This is a genomic window from Tessaracoccus sp. MC1756, assembly GCF_014164735.1.
GTDB lineage: Bacteria > Actinomycetota > Actinomycetes > Propionibacteriales > Propionibacteriaceae > Arachnia.
Window position 1 is genome coordinate 192,972 of record NZ_JACJFZ010000004.1, and the last position, 21,069, is coordinate 214,040.

Here is a 21,069-nt window from a genome sequence, read left to right on the forward strand (position 1 = left end):
GGGTCACTCGCCCGTGAAGCCCTTGTAGTCGTCCTCGAACGCCTGGAGCACCTCGTCGGCCGAGCGCTGGCCGCCGAGGACCTCCTGGAGGCCTTGGCCGGCGGTGTCGGAGAATGTGGGCGTGGCGTAGTCGAGGTACGGCAGCAGCGTGCCCTCCTGGGAGACCTTGTCGAACGCCTCGAAGATCTCCTTCTGCACGCCTGATTCAGGCGCCAGGTCGGCGGCGCCGAGCACCGGGAAGCCACCGTTCTCGGCGATCAGCTTCATCGCCTCGTCGCTGGTGATGTAGTCGATGTAGGCCACGGCAGCGTCCTTGTTCTCGGCGTTGGCCGGGATGGAGAAGGGGATGCCGGTGCCACCCGTGGTGGCGAGTTCGCCGTTGACTGCGGGCGGCGGGGCCATGAAGCCGAGGTCCTCGCCCATCACGCCCTCCATGTCGGTGCCCAACCAGGAGCCGCCGGGCAGGAAGACGCCGGTGCCCTTGGTGAAGTCGTTCCACGCGGCGTCGTAGTCGGTGCCGTTGGGCGAGGTGCCGAAGTAGCCCTCCGCGCCCCACGTGGCGAACTGTTCCATGGCGGCCTTGTTGCCGTCGGAGACCCAGCTGGCGCCGGCGTTGCCCATGCCCAGCTTCACGGCCTCTTCGGGCTCGATGTAGTTGGCCATCAGCGGGCCGAAGACGTGGATGGCGGGCCAGCCCTCGATGTTGCCGAGGATCATCGGCTGCTCGCCGGCCTCCTTGGCCTGGTCGAGGATGGCGAAGTACTCGTCCCAGGTGGTCGGCAGTTCGGCGCCCAGTTCCTCGAGCTTCTTCTTCGAGTAGAAGATGCCGACGATCTCACCGGTCTGCGGGAGTCCGTACAGGTTGCCCTCGCCGAACGTCGTGCCGTCGGGGGAGTAACGCACCTTCGAGAGCACCGAGGCCGGGAAGCGGTCCTCCCAGCCGTACTGCGCCGCGTACGGCGACAGGTCGGTGAGCTGACCGGCCGTGACGAACTGGCCCATGTCGCCGCGGGCGTTGTTGACCTGGACGACATCGGGCACGTCGTTGCCGCTCAGCGCGAGGGAGACCTGCGCCTTGAGGTCGTCGAACGACTGACTCTGCCGGTCGATGGTGATGTTGGGGTACTTCTCCATGAACGCTTCATTGAGGGCGACGAGCGCGTCGTTCTGGCTACCGCGGACCTCCTGGTCCCACACGGTGAGCGTGATGTCGCCCAGGCTGGCCGGGTCGACGCTGGGATCAGCCGCGGCGCTCGAGCCGCCGTCGGCCGGGGCGGTGGTCTCGTCCGGAGCGTCAGATCCAGGGGCGCAGGCTGCGAGCATGCTGAGCGACGCAGCGGCCGCAACGGCCGCTTTGAGCAGCCGACTGAATGGACTGGGCGACATGGGGTCCTCCTTGACTGTCTGTGGCTCTGAGTCTGCCACGTTCTGTTTGGTGATGATCGATGTTTAGCGATAATGATTGGTCATCGGGGCTAGGGTCGGTGTCATGCTGACAGATGTGCGCCTCCGCAGGGTGGCGGAGTTCGTGCACGCGAAGGGCTCCGCGTCGGTGCCCGAACTCGCCAGCACGCTGGGTGTGTCCGAGGCTACCGTCCGCCGCGACCTCCAACAGCTCTCCGACGCGGGCCTCGTCGAGCGGGTGCGCGGTGGCGCCTGCCGGCCGCACAGCATCCGCCCCGAGGCCGACCACGCCGCGTTCGACGTGGTGGCCGGGCAGGAGACCCACGAGAAGCGCCGGATCGCCAAGGCCGCAGCCGCGTTGATCAAGGACGGCGACGTGGTGGCGCTGGACATCGGCACGACCGTGTTCGCCATGTGCCCCTACCTGCGGACACGGTCCATCACCGTGGTCACGGCGTCGCTGGCGGTGGTGGCCACCCTGAGCGACGCGCCCCACGTCGACCTCGTGGTGATGGGCGGCGTGCTCCGGCCCAATTACCAGTCGCTGGTGGGGGTGTTGACGGAGTCGTGCCTGCGTCAGGTGCGCGTCGACGTGGCGTTCCTGGGGGCGGCCGGCATCCGGCCCGACGGTGCGGTCCTGGATTCCACCCCGAGCGAGGTGCCCGTCAAGCGGGCCATGATCGAGGTGTCCACCCGTTCCTGGCTGTTGGCCGACCACGCCAAGTTCCCGGGCGCGGGCTTCCTCGAGATCGCCCCGGTCACAGCCTTCACCGGACTCGTCACCGACAGCCCAGCGGGGCCGGAGTCGCTGCACCTTCCCCCTGAAACGAATCTGGAGGTTCGCTACCCATGAAACTCGTGATCCTCGGCGGCGGCGGCTTCCGCGTGCCCCTCGTCTACGAAGCGGTGGCCACAGACCCGGTGGCCATGTCGGACGGCCGGCCGTTCATCGAGGAGGTCGTGCTCTACGACACCTCCCAGGAACGGCTCGACGGCATCGAGCGGGTCATCCGCGCGCGGGCCGCGCAGCTGGAGAATCCGCCGACGCTACGGACCGGCACCGACCTGCGCACCGCCCTGGCGGGCGCCGATTTCATCTTCTCCGCCATCCGCGTGGGCGGGCCCGCGGGCCGGGTGAAGGACGAGCGGGTGGCGCTCGACCTCGGGTTGCTCGGCCAGGAGACCATCGGCCCAGGCGGGCTGGCCTATGCGCTGCGGACAATCCCGGTGATGCACGAGGTCGCCACGGCCATAGCCGAGGTGGCCCCTGATGCCTGGACCATCAACTTCACCAACCCGGCCGGCATCGTGACGCAGTCCATGCGTCGGGTGCTCGGCGAGCGCGTCGTCGGTATCTGTGACACCCCCATCGGGCTGGTGCGGCGGGTGTCGCGGCTGCTGGGCGTCTCGCTCGAGCACGACCAGGACCGCGTCGACTACGACTACCTCGGCCTCAACCACATGGGGTTCCTCCGGTCGGTCAGCGTCGACGGCGTGGACAGGCTGCCGGAGATCCTCGCCGACGACACCCGGCTCGACACCATCGAAGAGGCCCGGGTGATCGGCAAGGACTTCGTGCGCGCGCTCGGCGCCCTGCCCAATGAATACCTCTACTACTACTGGCACACAGACTCCGCCGTCGGACGGATCGGTCAGAACGAGCAGACCAGGGGCCAGTACCTGGCGGCGCAGCAGAGCCAGTTCTACGAGAATGTCGCCGGGGCCGCCGACCCGCTGCGCCTGTGGCACGAGGTGCTGCACGAGCGTGAGGCCACCTACATGGCCGAGGCCCGCGACGAGGAGCGCCGCGAGGAGGACATGGGCGGTGGCTACCAGGACGTCGCGCTGCGGATGATGCGGGCGCTGGCCACGGGGCAGCCCGAGCGGATGATCCTCGACGTCGCGAACCTGTCGGATGGCCGGCGCGTGGTGCCGGAGCTGCCCGACGACGTGGTGGTGGAGGTCGCCTGTGTCGTCAACGGCGACGGGGTGCACCCACTGCCCGTCGGGCCCGTGAGCCTCCTCGAACTGGGCCTGATGGCCCGGCTCCGCGGCGCCGAGCAGGCCATTGCCGAGGCCGCCCTCAACCGGGATGCGGACAAGGCCTGGGAAGGCTTCGCCTCGCATCCGCTGGTCAACTCGCCGGAGCTGGGCCGCAAACTTCTCGACGGCTACATCGCCGCGCACGAGGAGATCGCCGCCCTGTTCGCCCGCTGAGGCAAGTGGCCCGAATTCGGGGGGAGAAAACTGCCACATTGTCGCCCTAGAGGCCGATGTGGCAGAAATCTCCCGGCGTGTTCAGCGGTAGGTGTGGTCTGCCATCCCGGAGACGTGTTCGGCATGGGATAGCGCCTCGCTGAGGAGGCGGCGCACGTGCTCGTCGACCGAGCGGTAGTAAGCGAAGGTCCCCTCGCGGCGGCTCTCCACCAGGCCGGCGAGGCGCAGCTTGGCCAGGTGCTGGCTCACCGCGGTGGGCGCCGCGCCCACCATCTCGGCCAGCGCATTGACGCTGTGCTCGCCCTGGAACAACGCCCAGAGGAGCTTGACGCGCGTGGGATCGGACAGCATGCGGAACGTCTCAGAGGCGAGGTTCGCGTGCTCGTCGTCGGGCACCTGTCGGATCGGGTGTTCGTGCATGCGCTCCATCGTAACGCGATGGCTTGTTATCTGCGTAGTTGCGCAGTTATGCTTCCTTCATGACGTCACCGGCGGAAACCCAGCACGAGCAGCACGCCCATGGGCACGACCATGATCACGGCCACCCGCATGACCACGATCACGACCACCCGCATGATCATGGCTCCGGCCGCTGGGCGCGCCTGAAGCACGCACTGATCCCGCACAGCCATGACCACGTCGACGCAGTGCGCAGCGCCGAAGAAGCCAGCTCCATCGGGATCCGGGCCTCGTGGATCAGCCTCGCGGGCATGGCCGCCACCGCCCTGCTGCAGGTGTTCATCTACCTGCTCAGCGGTTCGGTCGCCCTCCTCGCGGACACGGTGCACAACTTCGGCCACCTCGCCACGACCATCCCCCTGATCCTCGCCTTCCGCCTGGGCCGGCGCGCCCCCACGCGCTCGTACACCTACGGCTTCCGCCGGGCAGAGGACCTCGTCGGACTCCTGATCGGCGGCGTCATCGCCGCGTCGGCAGCCCTCATCATCTGGGAATCCCTCCGCGCCCTCTCCGCCGAGCGCGACATGACGCACCTCCCCTGGGTGATGGCCGCCGCCATCATCGGCGCGCTGGGCAACGAGGTCGTCGCCTGGTACCGGATCCGCGCCGGGCGCCGGATCGGCTCGGCCGCGCTGATCGCCGAGGGCCAGCATGCCCGCACGGACGCGCTGACCTCGGTCGCCGTCGCGATCGGTGTCATCGGCGCCTGGATGGGTCTCCCGTGGCTGGACCCGATCATCGGGCTCGTGATCGCAGCCGTCATCGTCCTGGTGCTGATCAACTCCATGCGCAGTGTCATGCGGCGGCTGATGGATGGCGTGGAGCCGGGCACCATCGACGCCATCGAGGCCAGGGCCGCGGACGTGCCGGGAGTGCTGAGCGTCGCCCGGGCCCGCGCCCGTTGGTCGGGCCACCGGCTCGAAGCCGAACTCGATGTCGCCGTGGACCCGACGCTCACTGTCGACGCGGGCCACGTCGTGGCGCACTCCGTCGAGGACCACGTGCGGGGAACAGTGCCGCACCTGTGGCAGGTGCGCGTGCACGTCACCCCCGGCGCAGACGTCCACTGAGCATCCGCCGGCGTCTGCAGCCCGCTCAGGTGTTCGACGCAGCGTAGATGCTGCCGATCGACTCGTCGAGCAGCGCGTCGAACTCCTCCTGGGTCTGGCTCCCCATGAGCCCCTCGGTGAGGGCGCGGGAGAAGCTGGCCACGACCCCGTGCTGACGTGCGAGGCGCTCGTTGGATTCGGCGCGCGTGTAGCCGCCGGAGAGTGCGAACACCCTGAGCACGCGCGGGTGGTCGACGACGTCGCGGTACAGGTCGTCCACCTCCGGCAGCGTCAGCTTCAGCATGACCCACTCGTCGTCGGGGAGGGAGTCGAGGCCCTCCATGAGGAAGTCGTGGAGCTGCTGTTCGGCGTCCGCCTTGAGCGGGCTCTTGATGTCGACCTCGGGCTCGAGGATGGGCACCAGGCCGGCGGCGAAGATGTGCCGGCCGATGTCGAACTGCTGATCGACGGCGGCCTTCAAGCCGGCACCCGGCGTCATGACGACCGAGCGCATCTTGGTGCCGAACACCTTGTTGTCCCGCGCCTCCGCGAGCACGTCGTCGAGTTGCGGCATGTCCTTCATCAGGCGGGCGCCGGACTCCTCGTCCCGTAGTCCCTTGTCCACCTTGAGGATGGGCACCACTCCCTTGACCTTCCACAGGTACTCGGCGGTGGGCCGTTCCTCCACCTGTCGGCGCATGGTGTCCTCGAAGAGGATGGCGCCGAGGATCCGGTCGCCATCGAAGCTGGGGCTGGTCATGATCCGGGTCCGCATCTCGTGGACGCGGTCGAACATCTCGGTCTCATCGGCCCAGGATTCAATGCCGTAACGCCTCAGTGCGCCGGGCGTGCTGCCACCGCTCTGGTCGAGCGCGGCGATGAAGCCGGGTGCGCTCTGCATCTTGTCGAACTGGTTCTCAAACATGGGGCGCCCTTCCCTTCTACGCGGGGCCGCGCCGGGCGGGCGTGACGCCGCCCGGCTCCATTGACACTTCCATTGTTCCACCATTGACTGGGGGTTTCAGGCGGGAGCGCGTTCCTCCTCCACCGGCCCAGGCTCCGTCCGGGACCGCACGGCGTGCCAGATGCGGTGGCATCCGATGACGACGGCGAGCCACGCCGAGCCGATGGCCCAGGCGCCGAACACGTCGGTCAGCCAGTGGTGCCCCAAGAAGACCCGGGAGAGGCCCATGGAGATGGAGTAGAGCGCCGCCAATGCCGCGATGACCCAGGGGAGCCAGCGTCGGTGCCGGTGCTGCCGGGTGTGGCGGATCAGCAGGTAGGCGAGGATGCCGGCGATGACCAGGGCATTGAGGCTGTGTCCGCTGGGGAAGCTCATCGACGACTCGAACGGCGGCACCGCCTCCGCGATGGGCGGCCGGGCACGCCCGATGTAGTTCTTGCCCAGGATGGTGATGAGCAGCGAGCCGCCCACGGCGATGACGGTCAGGATGAGTGGGGTGATGTCGCGCCAGCGCCAGCTGAGGAATGCCACCACGACGCCGGTGACGACGGGCTGCCAGAAGGGCCCGCCGGTGTTGGAGTACCAGGCGACGAACGACGTGAACCCGGGCGTCCGCGCGGCGAGGGCCCAGTCGAGCACCGGGCGGTCCCAGGCGGCGACCCCGTCGTTGTCCGCGATGGATTCCATGATCTCGCCGAACAGTTCGGTCAGGACGATGGCAGCGACGAGCGCGACGGCCAGCGTGCCCCCCAACAGGAGCGACGCCTTGGCCTTGACGGACGGCTGGGGCAGGTGCATCCGACAATGCTCGCACGGACGCTGGCCAGTGGCCGCGGACTCAACCAGCGAGTTCGACGCTGAGCCCGCCCTCGCGCAGGATCTGGGCCCCGGACGGGAGGCCGACTTCGGAGCGCGCCACCTCCGTGTAGCCGGTCTCGTAGACCACCCTGGTCACGCGGCGCGAGTTGATGATCAACCGGGCGCACGTGGCGCACGGCTCGTGGGTGACGAACAGGGTGTGGCCCTCGCCGTTCCAGTTCGCGGCCAGGAGTGCGTTGACCTCCGCGTGGATGAACCCGCTCTGGCCCTGGGCCATGGATTCGCGTTGGTTCGGTTCGCCGGCGGCCCGGCCGTTGTAACCGACGCCGACCACGCGGTGCCACCTGTCCAGCAGGCAGGCGCCCACCTGAACCTTCGCGTCGGCGCTCCGGGAGGCCCAGAGGCGTGCGGTGGCGAGGCCGAGTTCGTCGAACGAGGGGCGCGTCATGCGGCTGAGTCTAGAACCCGCACAGCCCTGCCCCCTCGGCGCAGCGCGGCAACGAGACCAGCACCGCCGAGGACCAGCAGCGTCGCGCCGCACAGGACGTTGGAGAGCATCCCGGGCCAGGGCGTGGCGTCCGGGAGGTCGAACATGCCGCGGTAGGACGGTTCGATGACGGCTCCGGCCGGGACCGCGAGCCGAGCAGCGGCTCCCCACCCGCCGGGGCGGCCCGCGGCCGCCCCGATGAGGCCCAGCGGTGCGCCGATGGCGCCGGTGAGCAGGAACCAGTTGAGGTTCTCCGCCCAGATGTCGCCGGTGTAGACGCCGAGGACCTGCCCCAGCCCGTAGTGGGCGCCCAGCAGGAGCCACCCGCTCAGGACGCCCGCAGCTGCGGCTTGGCGCGGGCGGCGCACTAGCCGGCCTGCGAGGATCAGGACCCCCGCCCAGGCCGTTCCGGTGTTGAGCAACTTCGTGAAGGTGAGCCGTGTGGCGAGCAGCCCGTTGGCGTCGCCGTTCAGCTCAGTCTGGGTGGCGAGGCCGCTCACCAGCGACACCACCGCCACCGCGAGAGCCACCGTCAGCACCCATCCCCAGGATCTCCGAACCATGCCAGGCAGCCTATTGCGGCACGGCAGGCGCGGGATCCGCCTCTGGTACTGATCCTCGTAGACTCCGGGGCATGAGCGAGTTGACCGTCGACCCGGGGCCGGGGATTCCCGACGGCCTGGTGATTCCGGCCGGCGAACTGCGGGAGCGGTTCGCCCGCTCGTCGGGCCCCGGCGGTCAGGGGGTGAACACCACCGACAGCAAGGTGCAGCTCTCCTTCGACGTCCGGGCGTCGACCACGCTCACGGAGGCGCAGCGTCGTCGGGTGCTGCACCGACTGCGGCACAGAATGGTCGACGGGGTGCTCGCCGTCGAAGCGTCGGAAGAGCGCTCGCAGCTGCGCAACCGCTCCGCCGCCCGCCAGCGGCTGGCCGCGATGCTCCGCGAGGCACTTGCCCCACCGCCCCCGAAGCGGCGAGCCACGCGCCCGACCAAGGGGTCGGTGGAGCGCCGGCTGCGGTCCAAGAAACACCGCGCGGAGCTGAAGAGTGCGCGTCGCCGTCCGGGTGACTGACACGAAGGCTGTCCAGCGGCCGCGACCTCTCCGCCTTCACTGCCCAACCGAGCGCGTAACCCTCCCGTTCTCACCCGACCTTGTCAGTCGAGCGTTGGGGCTCGACGCCCACCTCCGGCACCTCAGCTGATGGTGCGGGCCGCGACACCTCCGGGCTGGGTCCCCGTTTGCGAAGCACACCAGTCAGGTAGATCACGTAGCCAGCGCAGACAACCGTGGTGCCCGCGAGCATGACGAGTTCCGCCCCGGGGTCGCTCGCCGTCACGTTGCCGCTGATGTTCAGCAGCGCGTGAAACACGATGAGCGGCACGATGGTGCCGGTGACGGCGAACAGCATGGCCAGGACTATTCCAAGTACGACTCCGAAACCGATTTGGATGCCCTGCTCGAGCGGATTCATCCCGCGTGCCAGGTTCACGATGTGACCGATGCCGAAGGTGACCCCGGAGATCATGATCGCCCGGGTCAGCGTGCTGGTGCGTTGGATGCCGCGCAGCAGCATGCCTCGGAAGATCAGCTCCTCCAGGAAACCGACGCAGGTCATGAGCACGACGATGACCAGGACGGCGGTGACGTCGAGGTCAGCCCGTAGCCCCTTCATGAATTGCATCACGACGATGAGAACGAGCGGTGCGTACAGCAACGTCCCCGAGAAATCGTCCCGACGCAGGCGTCGGACCCCGTAATACCTGAGCCAACCGTTCCTCGCGAGGTGGACCATGAGCCCCAGCGAGAGCAGCACCAGCACGACGCTGGTCGCCAGATCGGGGACGCCCACGAGGCCGGAGAGCCAGTCGCCGATATTGACGGCGACGATGTAGATCCCGATCCAGGCCACCGCGAACATCACGGGGCGCTTGTCCTGCAGCTTGTCCATGGCAGCCACGCTCCTGACGGATCTCGACAACCACGCTGGTGACTGAGTCCCGTGACGGATACTACGACGCGTAGGACGCCGAGGGGGGATCCCCGGCTAACCACAGCCGTGTGATTTATCCCCGGGTGTGGGTAAGCCTGTGGATAACCGTCACAGGAAGCGGACCCAGTTGGGGCCCGCGCCGGTCTCGAGTTGGCTCTGGAGAACCAGGTGGCCGTCGTCGTAAATCCGATACAGCGAGGCGTGCCCGCTCCGCTCCCCGACCACGACGACATGCTCACCCTCAGGCGACACCGTGAGCCCGCGAGGCTGCGTCTCCGTGTCGGTGATCACGACCGGGCCGCGCAGCGTGCCGTCGGCTCCGACGGCGATCGCGCCCACCGTCGACTCCGTGCGCTCGGTGCACAGCAGCCACCGGCCACCGGCGGCCAGCGCGAGGTCTGCGCCCCACACCAGGTGACCCGCAATGGGGTCCACCCCGAACGACGACGTGTGCAGCCCCCGCGTCACGTCGAAGGCTCGCACCTCTTCGCGACGGGTCAGCCGGCCGGATTCCCCACGGTCGAAGTGGATGGCCTCACCGGTGAACTCGGTCAGGAGGTACGCGTGGTTGCTGTCCGGGGAGAAGACGAGGTGCCGGGGACCCGTGCCGGGCGTGGCGTGGACGAACGGTTCAGAGAGTTCGGCCAGCCCCCCGTCGACGGTGGTGGCGAACTGGGCGATGCGGTCGTCGCCCAGCGACACGAAGTAGGCGTTGTGGCCGGTCGGGTCGAACAGCGCGGCGTGCATGTTGCGGCTCTCCAGGCGTGCCGACTCCTCGCCCACCACGCCGTCGAGAACGCGGTACGACGCACCCCATCCGCCGTGGTAGGAGGCGGCCAACAGCATGTGGCCCCTCGGCGACACGTCCAGGTAGACCAACGCGTCTTCCACCGGGCGACGCGAGACCTCCTGGTGCCTGCCCTGCTCGCGATCGATGCGCAGGGTCACGATTGCAGGCGATGGCTCGGCGGTGGCGACATACAGCAGCCCGCGGGCATGGTCGACAGCGAACGTGCTGCACCCCGCGCCGACGCCGACCTCGCTCACCCGGACCAGTTGCTCGTCGCTGATGTGAAGGGTGGTCAGCGTGCCACCCTTGGAGTTTCCGACCAGGACCATCGCGTCAGTGCTCATGGCGCAAGCTTAGGCACAGGGCCGGGCACCCGGGAGGGGTTGGCCACGTCAGGAGGGCTGGAACGACACCATCGAGTTGAACGTCCACTGATTGCGCCAGGCGTAGCTGCCGCTCCCGTCGGCGCCCACCGAGTAGGCGATCACCGAGGCCACCAGGTAGCTGCGGCAGCCGCCCCTGCCTGTGGCGGCCGTGTCGCATTCAGTGCGCCACCGCCTGCCGTTGCTCGTCCATTCGCCATTGGCGGCCAGCGGGTTGCCGGCCCAGAGCGAACGGGGCGTGGGCTTGTAGGTGAGGTTGTTGAACAGCCAGCCGGTGCTCTGCACGAACCTACCGCCGACGTGGCTGACCACCGTGCCCCAGATCTCGGTGCGGCAGCGCTCCGTCACCGAGTACGGCTCGCACGAGGTGCGCCACCGTCGCCCGTTGACCAGGTGCTCGCCGGGTGTCACGTAGAGCAACTGCGGATTCCTCACGAAATCGGGAGCCGGCTCGACGCTCGGATGGCGCAGCCCGAGCGGCCCCTTCGCCGCTTCCGTCACCAGGTTGCGCACGAGGCCGCGCGCGAACGCCTGCGACGTCGCCGGTGCCGATTCCATCCACGGCGACACCGCCCACGCGAACGCGAACGACCCGAGGTTCACCACCCCGGCCCCGGACGGCGCCGAGTAGTAGGTGATGTCGGAGAACGCGTTGTCGTCGTTGGTGCACCGCAACGGGCTGTGGGCCACCACGACGGTGGACTCAGGCGACTGCTTCGCCAACCGGTCGATCTCATGACCGACGAGCCCGGGGTACTGGGCGCCCGCGGTCGCGCCGAGGCCCGCGAACCCCCAGAAGGTTGGATCGGTCACCACCAGGGGCGCCGTCTCCCGGAACTGCGACGCGCAGGCGTACTGCGAACCCAGCAGTGAAGCCTCGGGATCCGCCCAGGGGCTCCGGCGCCACAGGTCCGTGGTCGTCGGGCCCTGCACCGGGTCGAGGCTCGCGTCCTTGTAGCTGGTCACGATCGTTCCGTCGGCGTTCCAGCGGATGCGCCAGTACGCGGTGTTGGCGCCGAGGAAGAGCAGGTTCGTGCCCGAGTCGCGCAACGCCTCGGCGGCGCGCCGCATCTCCAGGCTCCAATACTCGTCGTGGCCGAGGAACACCATGGCGGGCGAACCGGCGTACTGCGCCGGGCCCTGCTGCAGGGCGAAATTGGTGGTGTAGGACAGCGGCACACCCAGCGACTCGAGCTGCTGGATGAACCCCACCTCGTACTCCTGCACCTTGAGCGTGCGGTTCCCCTCGAACGCCTGGGGCCGCATGAACGAGACACGGTGCGCCCGGTACTCGAAGGCCGAGCGCCCGTCCTGGTAGCCCTGGTACAGGTTGAAGTTGCCCATCGGGTTGTACGCCTGGTGGGTCGCCGTCGCCGACATCACCGTCACCGTGCCGCGGTGCGACCGCGAGCGCAGGATCACCGGCACCGTCTTCGACCTCCCCGACGCGTGGCGCAGGTTCACGTAGTACATGCCCGGCAGCCAGCCGGTGGTGTCGAGGGTGTGCGTGACCTTCCACCCGGAGCAGTCCACCATGTTGCCGTCTTCGAACGTGCAGGCCTGCTGCGCGACGCCGGGCTGGGCCGTCAGTTGCGCCACCCTGAGCCCGCCGCGGCCGCTGTAGTCGCCGATGCGGTACACGTCAACGGCCACGGCCTGGGACGGGCTGTGCACCCTCAGCTCCATGGGCTGGCCGGGGAGGAGGCTCTCGGCGCCGACGAACCCCCTGAGTTCCGCGTCGGTCGCCTGCTGGGTCAGGGGGACCCGCCAGTTGTGGAGGCCGTCGTCGGCCGTCGCCACGGTGGGCGTGAGACCGCTCCACACCAGGGCGATGGCGAGGAGCAGTGCTGAAGAACGCCGGAGGGCCACATCCACACGATAGGAGAATCCCTGCCCCCCGGTGCGGACGGGGCAGGGATTCGGAGAAGAGTGTGACGCGAGCGGGCCGGGGGTCAGTCGCTGAAGCGCACCAGGTTGTTGAAGACCTCGGCGCCGCCGGCGGACGACCTCACGTAGGTGCGGCAGGCGCCGCGACCCGTCGCGGCGGTGTCGCACTCGGTGCGCCACTGCCGGCCCTGCGCGTCGCTCCAGCTGCCGGGCGTGCCCAGGTCATTGCCTACCCAGAGTTCCCGCTTCGCGGGCTTGTACGTGAGGTTGTTGAACACCCAACCCTCCGTGTGCAGTTCGTAGCCCGCGACGTTCTCGACGATGGAGGCCCAGATCTCGGTGCGACACCGCTCAGTCTGCGAATACGGCTCGCAGGTGGTGCGCCACGCGCGACCGCCCACGGTGTGCTGACCCTCGGTCACGTAGAGCGCGACGGCGTCGATGGTGTCCGCCGCGGCGATCACCGGCCGCTGGACGTCACGCGATGCGGCGACCTGCGAGGCGCGGTGCAGCGCGGAGGCGGGCAGCAGTGTGTTGCTCAGGGCGGGCACGGCGTAGCAGGAGCGACGTGCGTCGGCGACGACGGCGCCGTCGGAGTTGCGCGTCCAGTAGCCGCAGTACGCGCCGCCGCTGCCGTGGATTGCGTAGCCGCCCAGCTGCAGACCGTCGATGGGCACTTCGGTGCCGGCCTTCATCAGCGTGAAGTGCACGTGGCGGAAGGTACCGCGGCCACAGGTCTCGGAGCCCGGCATGCCGGTCATGCCCAGCTTGGTGCCGGCCGCCACCTGTTGGCCGGCGGCGAGGCCGGCCGGGATGGCGCGCAGGTGGAAGTACTTCGTCTGCCAGCCGCCCTGGTGGGTGATGATGACCTCACAGTTGGCCTTGACGGTGGTGAGCACGCCATCGGCGGCGGCGACCACGTCGACCGACGCGTTGCCTGCGGCGCCGAGATCCACGGAGCTACGCACGCCGGAGGCGAAGGTGTGGGTGCCGCCACCCTGGACTGTGAGGCCCCAACCCACGGGCAGCAGCATGGGGAAATCCGGAAGGGTGGCTGCTGCCTCGGCCCTCGGAGCGGTGGCGACGCTGAACACGCCAGCCAGGAGCGCGACTACCAGGGCTCCGACAAAAGACTTTCGCACGCAGATATCCTTCAGCAAATTCTCAGGGTTTCTCAGGGTGAGGAGACCACCCACGCGGTGATCCCTGAAAACTGTACGAGTTTCCTGAGAGTTTCCCAAATCCTTCCTGAGAATTGCTCAGATTTCTGCTACCGGCGATGCCTCTGCGGCCGGAACCTCCCCCTTCGCCGGGCCGACGGTGAGGGCCGCGATGCCGGTGGTCAGGGGCACGCTCAACACCAAGCCGATGGCCGAGCCGAGAGTGCGCACCGCCTCCCCCGCGAACATCTCCACGCCGAGTAGGTCCAGCGGCGCACGGGAGGTGAAGTACAGGAGGAGCAGCACGGTCAGCGCGGCGCCGGCGTAGGCGAAGACGATGGTGTAGATCGTGGAGGCGATGTGGTCGCGGCCGATTCGCATCCCCGCCGCGAACACGCGGGACCGCGACCACTGCGGCGCTGCGCCGCGCAGCTCCCAGACGGCCGAGGCCTGGGTGATCGTCACGTCGTTGAGCACGCCGAGCCCGCCCACGATGATGCCCACCATCAACAGGTCCTGGAAGTTGATGGCGGGTGCGAGTTGGGCGAGGTCGTACTCGTTCTCGTCAGAGAAGCCGGACAGCCGGGCTGTCACGACAGCGATCGCGCCCAGCCCCGTGGTGACCGCGAGCCCCAGCAGGGTCCCGGCCAGCGCGGCCGAGGTGCGCACCGAGACCCCGTGCGCCACGTAGAGCACGATGAACATGATCACCGTCGACCCGGCCAGCGCCACGGCCATGCCGGATTTGCCCACGATGACGGCCGGAAGCATGAACCCCAGCAGTACGTAGGCGGCGATGCCCAGCGCCACCAACGCCATCAGCCCCCGCCACCTGGCGACGGCGACCACCGCAGCCACGAACAGCGCCAGCATGATCCCGATCACCGGCAGCCGGTTCACACCGCTGAACGCATAGTGGAAGCCGTCTTCGGTGGGGATGCGGGCGACCTCGATGGAGTCGCCCGACTTCAAGCCTGCGTGCACCTGGGGCCCGGACAGCTCGACGGCGACCTCCGCCCCCTCGTCGGCCCCACTGTCGACGACGACCTGGGCGGTCAGGCAGGCCGGCCCTTCGACGGGGCCCACCCCCGCCGACTCGCACCCTTCGACGATCCCCGTGATGGTGGCGTCCTCGTACGTCACGCCCGGCACCTCGTCGACGATCGTGAGGGCGCCGTCGAGCTCGGCGCCGCTGGGCCACAGCCAGATCATGCCCGCCACGGCGAGGATGCCCACGACGGCGAGGAAGCCGACGAGGAGAGCCCGGGCGCGCTGTCCCACTTCTACTGGTGCGTGTTCGCCGTGCGAGTGACCCATGCGGGCCAACGTACACGGCGGACGTACACTCGAAACGTGTCGACGAACGCGGAAACCAGGCGGAAGCGGCGCCCGGACGCCAAGTGCCCGCTGCGCCCAGGGGATCCGTGCACCCTCTGCCAGGTCAGCGTGACCGGCCCGCACGACTGCGGCCTCGTCTATCTCATCATGGACGACCCGGAATCCCGCGAGGCCTGGGCTGAGAGCCGCCGGAAACAGCACCAGTAGGCGCGCGGGTACGCTCGTCCCATGGAAATGGCCGCGCCCGTCTGCTATCGGCACCCGAACGAACCCACCCGTATCTCGTGCCAGCGCTGCGGCCGCCCCATCTGTCCCCAGTGCATGGTGCCGGGCTCGGTGGGGTTCCAGTGCCCCGAATGCGTGCAGCAGGGGATGCAGCAGACACGGCAACACGCGCTCCCGTACGGCGGCGAGCGCACCTCCAACCCCAAGACGACCTCGATGGTCCTGGTCGGCATCAACGCCGCCATCTGGATCCTGCTGCTGCTGACCGGCGGCTACGACGGCGAGCCGATGGGCTACGTGGCGCTCACCCCCGCCATCGCCGCGTACTACGGCGAATGGTGGCAACTGCTCACCTCGGGTTTCGCGCATGTGGAGTTGTGGCACTTCGGCTTCAACATGCTGGTGTTGTACCTGCTGGGCCCCAACGTCGAGCAGATCGTGGGCCGCTGGAAGTTCCTGGCCATCTACCTCATCTCGTTGCTCGGCGGGTCTGCCAGCGTGATGCTGTTCTCCAACCCGCTGGGCTCCACGCTGGGCGCGTCGGGCGCGATCTACGGGCTCCTCGGCGCCGTGCTGCTGCTCGCGATCAAGCACAAGGGCGACGTGCGCGGCATCCTCACCTGGATCGGCATCAACGTGGCGGTGTCGTTCCTGTGGGCCAATGTGTCGTGGCAGGGGCATCTGGGCGGCCTGGTGGGTGGTGTTGTGGCCACGGCCGTCGTCCTGTATCTGCCCAGGTCGGTGCGGAAATGGCAGTGGCCGCTGCTCGCCGTGCTGGCGGTCGCCTTCGTGGTCGTCAGCCTCTTCCGGGGCCTCCAGCTCGCCGGATAGCGCCGCCTGTCACCGCCAGAGCGTGTGCTTCAGCGCCTCCTCGACGGTGGGCTCAGAGAACCTGAACCCCGCGGTCTGGAGCTTGGCCGAGGAGACCCGCTGGTCGGTGTCGATCAGCTGGTCGTAGCCCTCGGACCCCAGGAGGACCTTGGGCCCCACCGAGGGCACCGGCAGCCAGGACCGTTTCCCGATCACCCGGGCCAGCGTCTCGGCGAACTCGCCGTTGGTGACCGGAGCGGGCCCCACCATGTTGACCGGTCCCTGCACCGACGGCGCCACCACGGCATACGTGTACGCGCGGGCCACGTCGTCGATCCCGATCCAGCTGTTCATGCCCTCCTTCGGCGACACCGGTCCACCCAGCCCCAGGAAGAACAGCGGGAGCTGCGGCAGGAGGGCCCCGCCGCCCTGGCTCAACGCGATCCCGGTGCGCATGAAGGCGGTGCGGGCGCCCGCGTCCGACGCTGCGCCGGCGGCTCCCTCCCACTGACGCACGACGTCGGCGAGGAACCCGTCGCCGGGTGCCGACTCCTCCGTGAGAAGTTCTCCCGGGCGTCGCGCGCCGTAGATGCCGATGCCCGACGCCTGGATGAGCGCGGTCGACGGGTGTTGGGCGACGGCGTCGGCCAGCGTGTGGGTGGCGTCGAGGCGTGACTGCAGGATCTTCTGCTTGTTGTTCGCAGTGAACCGGCCGCCGATGGAGTGCCCGGCGAGGTTGATCACCGCGTCGACGCCTTCGAGGACGCCGGGGGGAAGGTGTCGCCCGGCGGGGTCCCACTGGATGGCGGTGCCGGGCGCGTAGCCCTGGTCCGGCGAGCGGACCAGCCGGCCGACGTGCTGCCCGGCGTTGGCGAGCAGCGCGACCAGTTGCGTGCCGATGAGGCCCGAGGCACCCGCGACGAGGATCCGGCGGCTCTGGCCGGCGAGGAGCCGGTGGAGCATGAGGTCGCCCTTCATCTGGCGCGCCCTGAACCGGAAGTCGCGGTTGTGTTCCGCATCGGTGTCGAACCTCAGTTGCGGGGCGTCGAACGTGATGCGGTCGAACATCCTGGTGCCGCCGTCTGGCAGGTCGCTGAGGAACGACTCGTGGCGCCAACTGTTGAAGATGGCGCTGTCCACCATGTCGACGACCTGCACGTCGTCGCTCAGCGCCATGTAGCGGTAGGTGGCCTTGGGCTTCGGGTACGGCCGGTAGGGCAGATGGACGCTCACGGTGAACTGGTTGCCCACGCGGTAGTCGTCCGGGTTGCCCTGGAGAACCGTCAGCCCGCCGCCCGGAGTGAAGCGCACCAGCCCACCGGGGCCGTACAGCATTCGGCGAACGAGGTCGCGCGGGTGCGCGAAGTCGGTGACGTGCTCGTAGACCTTCATACGGGCCATCCTGTCAGTCACGCGGGAGTTTCAGGGGCTATCGGCCCCGACCGGGCACCGGGAGGCCGAGCCAGCCGCCGCCGTGATGGTGCTCGCCGCTGCGCTTCACCTCCGTGAGGAGCGGATAGCGTTGACGCACCGATGCCTCCACCCGGTCATGCAGCGTCGACGCGGCCGCGGGGCAGTCCTCGCAGGCGCCGCCGAAGTTGAGCTTCAGCGTCGTGGCCGTCGCATCGGCGACTGTGATGTGGCCGCCGTGGCTCGACACGTAGCCGGCCAGCTCACCCTCCAGCACCTCGCGCGCCAGCATTCCCAGCAGTTCCCCGGAGCCCTCGGTGACCTCCCAGCCCTCGAGGTCGACGGCGGCCGCCACCGCGTCGCGGATCCGTGGGCCGTGCTCGGTCCAGGTGCGGTCCTCGGCCAACCACGTCCAGACACCGCGTCGTTCCACCATTGCCTTGGTCAACACGCCGTACTCGAGCAGCGGGCCGAGCGTGCCGGGCGCGTGCAGGACCTGGCCGACGGGGAGGACGGCGTCGGTGACCCAGCGCACGGCGCGCGGTTCGCCCGGGATCGACTGGGGGTGGATGGCGCGTGTCATGTGAGTACTCCCACGATCTGATGGGCAAGGAAGGCCATGAGCCAGGCGGTGAGGCCAAGGTAACCGAAGGCGATGAGCGGCCACCGCCAGGTGCCGGTCTCGCGGCGCATCACGGCCAGCGTGGACATGCACTGCAGCGCGTAGACGAAGAACACCAGCAGCGCCGCGATGGTGGGAGGGGTGAAGACCATCTCGCCCTCGCGCGGCCCGTCCTGGTGTCGCATGTCCGCCAACGCGCTGGCCGGGTTCTCGGGGTCAGAGGCGGACGCCACCTGACCGAGCGTCGCTACGAAGACCTCGCGCGCGGCGAGCGACGAGATCACGCCCACGTTGACGCGCCAGTCGAAGCCCAACGGCTCGAACACCGGCTGCACCGCGCGGCCGAGACCGGCGGCCACCGAATGGTCCAGCGTGTAGGCGGTCACGGCCACCTCGTCGGCGGGGTCCACGCCTGCCGCGGTCAGGTCGTCAGCAGAGCGCATCGGCAGGCTCAACAGCGCCCAGAGGACCACCGTCGTGACGAGGATGATCGAGGTCACCTTCCGCAGGAACGCCTTGCAGGCATCCCACACCGAGATCAGCACCGTCTTCAGCTTTGGCAGCCGATAGGACGGCATCTCCATGTAGAACGGCAGCCCCACGCCAGAGCGCCCGACGACCCGCTTCCAGAACCACGCCGACGTCATGGCCGACGCGGCCCCCAGCACGTAGAGGCCGAACATGATGGCGCCCTGTGCCCGCACCGGGCCCCAGCCCAGCTCGGGCGGCACGAGCATCCCGATCAGCAGCACATAGACGGGCAGCCGGGCGGAGCAGGTCATCAGCGGTGCGGCCATCATGGTGGCCAGCCGGTCCTTGGCCGACGGCAGCGTGCGCGTGGCCATGATGCCCGGGATGGCGCAGGCCAGCGACGAGAGGAGCGCGACGAACGCACGGCCCTCCAGGCCCGCCGTCGACATCACGCGGTCCATCAGGTAGGCGGCGCGCGACAGGTAGCCGGAACCCTCGAGCAACGAGATGAGGATGAAGAGCAGGGCGATCTGCGGCAGGAACACCAGCACGCCGCCCACACCGGCCAGCAGGGCGTCGGCGGTGAAGGATGCCAACCAGCCCACCGGGATGGCGCCGCGCGCCCAGTCGCCGAGCCACGCGAAGGCCGCCTCGATCCAGCCCTGCAGGGGGGCGGCCACCACGAAGATGGTCTGGAAGAACACGAACATGGTGAGGAAGAAGATGAGGCTGCCCCAGAGGGGGTGCAGCAGCACGCGGTCGAACCTGGCGGTGCGCGAATCCGGATCCGGCGCGGCGAAGTGCGCTGCGGTGAGGACGGACTGCGTCCAGCCGACGACGGCCTGGGGTTCCGTGGGAGGCACCAGCATCGGCGCTGGCCAGTGGGCGGGCGCGGCGAGGATCTGGCGGAGGGCCTCGACCCCGCGTCGCTCACCCGCCACCACGGGCAGCACCGTGAGCCCGAGGGCCCTTGACAGGGCCTCTGGGTCGACCTTGCCGCCGCGGCGCAGCAACTCGTCGACGAACGTGAGCACGATCGTGGTGGGCAGACCGGCCTGCTGCACCTGGGCGACGAAGCCGAGCCCCCGCCTCAGGTTCGTCGCGTCGACGACGACGAGCAGCCCGGCCAGCGTGCCCGCCTCCTCGAGGACGGCGGCGACGATCTCTTCGTCAGGGCTGATGGGATCGAGCGAGTAGGTGCCGGGGAGGTCCTCGACCACCACCGGCCCGGTGGTGGTCTCGACCAGGCCCTCGTACCTCGCGACGGTGACGCCGGGGTAGTTGCCCGTCTTGGCCCGCAGGCCCGTGAGCCCGTTGAAGAGCGTGGTCTTGCCGGCGTTCGGGCTCCCGACGAGCGCCACCCGCGGGAGCACCTCTCCGGTCGCCGAAGTCTGCGGCGCGGCCGAAGGGCCGCCGTGATGGTGGGTGTGGCTCACGTCGCGACCAGGATGCGGCTCGCCTGCGCCCTGCGCAACACGATCTCCACCCCGCCCACCCGGAACATCAGGGGGCCGCCCAGCGGCGCCTGGCGCAGCCGCACGACGCTCTCACCCGGTGTGAAACCCAGGTCGAACAGGCGGCGCACCACCACGTCGTCGTCATCGAAACCGACGACGGTGCGCACCTCGCCCAGCGGTATGGAATCGAGGGTGCACGTTGACTTGGCGGCGAACGCCCGCGCTGTGGTGCATCGCCGAGCGGCGAACAGTTCCACGAGAGTCATGCGCATTAAGTTAGCACCGCCTTACCTAATTGCCCGGCGGGGGGTCGCCTACCGCCTCGGGGCGAGCGGGCAGGGGCATGTGACCTGGGGCAGACTGGGCGCATGGCCGTGTCACGTCTCTCTGAAGCCAACCGCATCGTCATCCTCTCCGGCGCCGGGCTGTCCACCGCCGCCGGCATCCCGGACTTCCGCGGCCCCGAGGGTCTCTGGACGCGCGACCCCTACGCCGAACTGGTCTCCACCCTCTCCTGGTACCTCAGCGACGAGGACGTCCGGAAGGCGGCCTGGCGCCGCCGCGCCATGCCCGAGGCCTGGAACGCCCGTCCCACGAAGGCGCACCACGCCGTCGTCGGCCTGGAGAAGCAGGGCCGGCTGCGGGCGATCATCACGCAAAACACCGACGGCCTCCACCAGCTGGCCGGCTCCAGCCCCGAACTGGTGCACGAGGTCCACGGCAGCATGCGCACGTGGCGCTGCGAGATGTGCGGGAAGACCGGCCCGATGGAGGAGATGGTCGCCCACGTCAACGCCGGCGACCCGGATCCCCGCTGCCCGGAGTGCGGCGGCATCACCCGCGCCACCGTCATCCTCTTCGAGGAGGTCCTGGAGCCCGACGTCATGGAGGCCTCGCTGCAGGCGGTCGAAGACTGCGACGCGATCGTCGCCGTGGGCACGTCGCTCGGCGTCTACCCCGTGGCTGGGCTGTTCCCCACTGCCATCTCCCACGGGGCGTACGGCGTGATCGTCAACGCCTCCGAGACCCCCATGGACGACCTCGCACACCAGGTCGTCCGGGGCCGGCTCGACGACGTCCTGCCCGATCTGCTGACCACCGAGCCCTGAACCCCGACGCGTAT

Annotated in this window: 22 protein-coding genes; 7 read left to right on the top strand and 15 right to left on the bottom strand. The window is 69.2% G+C overall.

All coding sequences use genetic code 11. From position 1 onward, the window contains the following. Nucleotides 1-3: 3 nt before the first annotated feature. Nucleotides 4-1,386: an ABC transporter substrate-binding protein gene (locus H5393_RS11340; RefSeq protein WP_182766741.1), complete on the bottom strand. Its 1,383-nt coding sequence runs from the start codon at nt 1,384-1,386 to the stop codon at nt 4-6. Nucleotides 1,387-1,489: 103 nt separating this feature from the next. Here H5393_RS11340 and H5393_RS11345 point away from each other — a divergent pair, with 103 nt between their 5' ends. Together H5393_RS11345 and H5393_RS11350 are read left to right on the top strand one after the other, a co-directional pair. Then, on the top strand, nt 1,490-2,257 hold the full coding sequence (locus H5393_RS11345; protein WP_182766742.1) for a DeoR/GlpR family DNA-binding transcription regulator: 768 nt from the start codon (nt 1,490-1,492) through the stop codon (nt 2,255-2,257). Next, entirely contained in the window at nt 2,254-3,621 is a 1,368-nt protein-coding gene (locus tag H5393_RS11350) for a 6-phospho-beta-glucosidase (protein ID WP_182766743.1), read from the top strand. Before H5393_RS11345 ends, H5393_RS11350 begins: the two co-directional genes overlap by 4 nt. Before the next feature lie 81 nt (nt 3,622-3,702). Here the strand turns inward: H5393_RS11350 and H5393_RS11355 are convergent, their stop codons facing one another. Continuing rightward, a complete protein-coding gene (locus H5393_RS11355; RefSeq protein ID WP_182766744.1) occupies nt 3,703-4,041 on the bottom strand; it encodes a metalloregulator ArsR/SmtB family transcription factor in 339 nt (112 codons plus the stop codon). A gap of 59 nt (nt 4,042-4,100) precedes the next feature. Between H5393_RS11355 and H5393_RS11360 the strand changes: the two genes are divergently transcribed. Next, on the top strand, nt 4,101-5,150 hold the full coding sequence (locus tag H5393_RS11360; protein ID WP_182766745.1) for a cation diffusion facilitator family transporter: 1,050 nt from the start codon (nt 4,101-4,103) through the stop codon (nt 5,148-5,150). 25 nt (nt 5,151-5,175) lie between these two features. Here the strand turns inward: H5393_RS11360 and H5393_RS11365 are convergent, their stop codons facing one another. From H5393_RS11365 to H5393_RS11380, 4 genes are all read right to left on the bottom strand, one after another. Further along, the gene (locus tag H5393_RS11365; RefSeq protein WP_182766746.1) at nt 5,176-6,054 is read right to left on the bottom strand and encodes a fructose bisphosphate aldolase; all 879 of its coding nucleotides are present in this window, start codon (nt 6,052-6,054) and stop codon (nt 5,176-5,178) included. Between the two features lie 96 nt (nt 6,055-6,150). Next, nucleotides 6,151-6,891: a phosphatase PAP2 family protein gene (locus H5393_RS11370; RefSeq protein WP_182766747.1), complete on the bottom strand. Its 741-nt coding sequence runs from the start codon at nt 6,889-6,891 to the stop codon at nt 6,151-6,153. 40 nt (nt 6,892-6,931) lie between these two features. Beyond that, the gene (locus H5393_RS11375) at nt 6,932-7,360 is read right to left on the bottom strand and encodes a deaminase (protein WP_182766748.1); all 429 of its coding nucleotides are present in this window, start codon (nt 7,358-7,360) and stop codon (nt 6,932-6,934) included. Next, nucleotides 7,357-7,962, bottom strand: coding sequence for a hypothetical protein (locus tag H5393_RS11380; protein ID WP_182766749.1), 606 nt, complete (start codon nt 7,960-7,962; stop codon nt 7,357-7,359). Before H5393_RS11380 ends, H5393_RS11375 begins: the two co-directional genes overlap by 4 nt. Nucleotides 7,963-8,033: 71 nt before the next feature. Here H5393_RS11380 and arfB point away from each other — a divergent pair, with 71 nt between their 5' ends. Continuing rightward, on the top strand, nt 8,034-8,474 hold the full coding sequence (arfB, locus tag H5393_RS11385) for an alternative ribosome rescue aminoacyl-tRNA hydrolase ArfB (RefSeq protein WP_182766750.1): 441 nt from the start codon (nt 8,034-8,036) through the stop codon (nt 8,472-8,474). 70 nt (nt 8,475-8,544) lie between these two features. Here the strand turns inward: arfB and H5393_RS11390 are convergent, their stop codons facing one another. The 5 genes from H5393_RS11390 to H5393_RS11410 all read right to left on the bottom strand — a co-directional run bounded on the left by H5393_RS11390 (nt 8,545) and on the right by H5393_RS11410 (nt 14,930). Next, complete coding sequence (locus H5393_RS11390) at nt 8,545-9,351, bottom strand: CPBP family intramembrane glutamic endopeptidase (protein WP_182766751.1); 807 nt, start codon at nt 9,349-9,351, stop codon at nt 8,545-8,547. Between the two features lie 150 nt (nt 9,352-9,501). Beyond that, entirely contained in the window at nt 9,502-10,527 is a 1,026-nt protein-coding gene (locus H5393_RS11395) for a beta-propeller fold lactonase family protein (protein ID WP_182766752.1), read from the bottom strand. Nucleotides 10,528-10,575: 48 nt separating this feature from the next. Next, nucleotides 10,576-12,435 (bottom strand): N,N-dimethylformamidase beta subunit family domain-containing protein, encoded by a 1,860-nt coding sequence (locus H5393_RS11400; RefSeq protein ID WP_182766753.1) that lies wholly within the window; start codon nt 12,433-12,435, stop codon nt 10,576-10,578. Between the two features lie 83 nt (nt 12,436-12,518). Continuing rightward, the gene (locus H5393_RS11405; RefSeq protein ID WP_182766754.1) at nt 12,519-13,595 is read right to left on the bottom strand and encodes a M23 family metallopeptidase; all 1,077 of its coding nucleotides are present in this window, start codon (nt 13,593-13,595) and stop codon (nt 12,519-12,521) included. A gap of 117 nt (nt 13,596-13,712) precedes the next feature. Continuing rightward, nucleotides 13,713-14,930 carry a YibE/F family protein gene (locus tag H5393_RS11410; RefSeq protein WP_182766755.1) on the bottom strand — a complete coding sequence of 406 codons (1,218 nt, stop codon included), beginning with the start codon at nt 14,928-14,930 and terminating at the stop codon, nt 13,713-13,715. A gap of 36 nt (nt 14,931-14,966) precedes the next feature. Between H5393_RS11410 and H5393_RS11415 the strand changes: the two genes are divergently transcribed. After that, on the top strand, nt 14,967-15,158 hold the full coding sequence (locus tag H5393_RS11415; RefSeq protein ID WP_182766756.1) for a DUF6767 domain-containing protein: 192 nt from the start codon (nt 14,967-14,969) through the stop codon (nt 15,156-15,158). A 21-nt stretch (nt 15,159-15,179) separates the two neighbouring features. Continuing rightward, nucleotides 15,180-16,007, top strand: a complete 828-nt coding sequence (locus tag H5393_RS11420; RefSeq protein WP_182766757.1) for a rhomboid family intramembrane serine protease — start codon at nt 15,180-15,182, stop codon at nt 16,005-16,007. Between the two features lie 9 nt (nt 16,008-16,016). On the opposite strand, the gene H5393_RS11425 is transcribed toward H5393_RS11420, so the two are convergent. From H5393_RS11425 to H5393_RS11440, 4 genes are read right to left on the bottom strand one after another with little or no spacing between them, the layout of a single operon-like run. Beyond that, nucleotides 16,017-17,378, bottom strand: coding sequence for a TIGR01777 family oxidoreductase (locus tag H5393_RS11425; protein ID WP_182766758.1), 1,362 nt, complete (start codon nt 17,376-17,378; stop codon nt 16,017-16,019). Between the two features lie 37 nt (nt 17,379-17,415). After that, nucleotides 17,416-17,979, bottom strand: a complete 564-nt coding sequence (locus H5393_RS11430) for a NifU family protein (RefSeq protein ID WP_182766759.1) — start codon at nt 17,977-17,979, stop codon at nt 17,416-17,418. Then, nucleotides 17,976-19,862 (bottom strand): ferrous iron transporter B, encoded by a 1,887-nt coding sequence (locus H5393_RS11435; RefSeq protein WP_182766811.1) that lies wholly within the window; start codon nt 19,860-19,862, stop codon nt 17,976-17,978. The genes H5393_RS11430 and H5393_RS11435 overlap by 4 nt, the downstream gene beginning before the upstream one ends. Nucleotides 19,863-19,921: 59 nt before the next feature. Then, nucleotides 19,922-20,212, bottom strand: a complete 291-nt coding sequence (locus H5393_RS11440; protein WP_182763167.1) for a FeoA family protein — start codon at nt 20,210-20,212, stop codon at nt 19,922-19,924. A gap of 102 nt (nt 20,213-20,314) precedes the next feature. Between H5393_RS11440 and H5393_RS11445 the strand changes: the two genes are divergently transcribed. Further along, the gene (locus H5393_RS11445) at nt 20,315-21,055 is read left to right on the top strand and encodes a Sir2 family NAD-dependent protein deacetylase (protein WP_182766760.1); all 741 of its coding nucleotides are present in this window, start codon (nt 20,315-20,317) and stop codon (nt 21,053-21,055) included. The last annotated feature ends 14 nt before the right edge of the window (nt 21,056-21,069 follow it).